Source organism: Bradyrhizobium sp. PRIMUS42 (assembly GCF_023006515.1).
Classification (GTDB): domain Bacteria; phylum Pseudomonadota; class Alphaproteobacteria; order Rhizobiales; family Xanthobacteraceae; genus Bradyrhizobium.
Map to the genome: position 1 here is coordinate 1 of NZ_JALBGZ010001297.1, position 914 is coordinate 914.

Consider the following 914-nt stretch of genomic DNA (forward strand, 5'->3'; position numbering starts at 1 on the left):
GACCGCGCGCTCGATGCAGCAGGCGCTGGTGGCTTCGGGCGTTGCGCGCAGCGTGCAGGTCACCAACGTTCCCGGCGCCGGCGGCAGCGTCGGCATCGCGCAGTTCGTCAACGGCGCCAAGGGCGACGGCAACCAGATGATGGTCAACGGCTTCGTCATGGTGGGCGCGCTCGCCATGAACAAGTCGCCGGTAACGCTGGAGCAGGTGACGCCGATCGCGCGCCTCACCGAGGAAATCCAGGTGATCGTGGTTCCCGCGAATTCGCCGATCAAGAATGCGCAGGATCTGGCCGCTGCAGTGAAGGCCGATATCGCCAAGGTGACCTTTGCCGGCGGCTCGGCCGGCGGCGTCGATCATGTGATGGCCGCACTGTTTGCCGGCGCGGTCGGTGCCGACGCGAAGAAGATCAACTACATCCCGTTCTCCGGCGGCGGCGAGTCGCTCGCCGCGATCCTCGGCGGCAAGGTCACCGCGGGCATTTCGGGCCTCAGCGAATATGAAGGGCAGATCAAATCCGGGAAGCTGCGCGCGATCGGCGTGACCTCGGAGAAGCGCATCCCGGGGAGCGACATCCCGACCTTCAAGGAGCAAGGCATCGACCTCGTGATCGCCAATTGGCGTTCGGTGGTCGCGCCTCCCGGCATCACGCCGGAGCAGCGCAAGACCTTGAGCGATGCGGTCGAGAAGATGGTGAAGTCGGATGCCTGGAAGGAAATCCTCAAGCAGAAGGGCTGGGAGGACGCCTATCTCGGCGGCGATGCCTTCGCCGACTTCCTGAAGAAGGAAACGGTGCGCGTCACCGACGTGCTGAAATCGGTCGGCCTGGTCAAATCATGACCTCAGGCGATCCGGCCCAGCCGCCGCGGCGCGTCGATCGCGCCGGCATCGTCATCGCCGCCTTGCTCGCGGCGCT

General features: G+C 65.8%; 1 protein-coding gene. It reads left to right on the plus strand.

Annotated elements, in window-relative coordinates; all coding sequences use genetic code 11:
• Window positions 1-838: tripartite tricarboxylate transporter substrate binding protein (locus MOV75_RS39850; protein WP_247008330.1), on the plus strand; the 838-nt coding region annotated here is incomplete at its 5' end.
• Window positions 839-914: the final 76 nt, after the last annotated feature.